Here is a 275-nt window from a genome sequence, read left to right on the forward strand (position 1 = left end):
CTACATGTTCTCGCGTACGCGGAACGCCAACGTCCAGCAGGGCAATATCTCGCGCTCGGCTTTCCAGCGTGGCCTCGACGGTACGGATCCGGCGATCAACATCTTCGGCCCGGGCACCCTTACGCCCGCAGCCGTCGACCAGATTTCGATCCTGGCACAGAACGGCGATATCTCGACCCAGCAGGTCGTCAACGCCGCCATCTCCGGCACGCTCGGAGATTTCGCCCTCGGCACTGCCGAACCGGTCGCTTTCGCCATCGGTACGGAATACCGCA

1 protein-coding gene is annotated in these 275 nt (G+C 63.3%); it reads left to right on the forward strand.

Annotated elements, in window-relative coordinates; all coding sequences use genetic code 11:
* Nucleotides 1-275, forward strand: a 275-nt coding sequence (locus A3736_RS17645; RefSeq protein ID WP_197465583.1) for a hypothetical protein, incomplete at both ends; no start/stop codon positions are given.

The sequence above is a fragment of the Erythrobacter sp. HI0063 genome (assembly GCF_001635685.1).
Taxonomy (GTDB): domain Bacteria; phylum Pseudomonadota; class Alphaproteobacteria; order Sphingomonadales; family Sphingomonadaceae; genus Qipengyuania.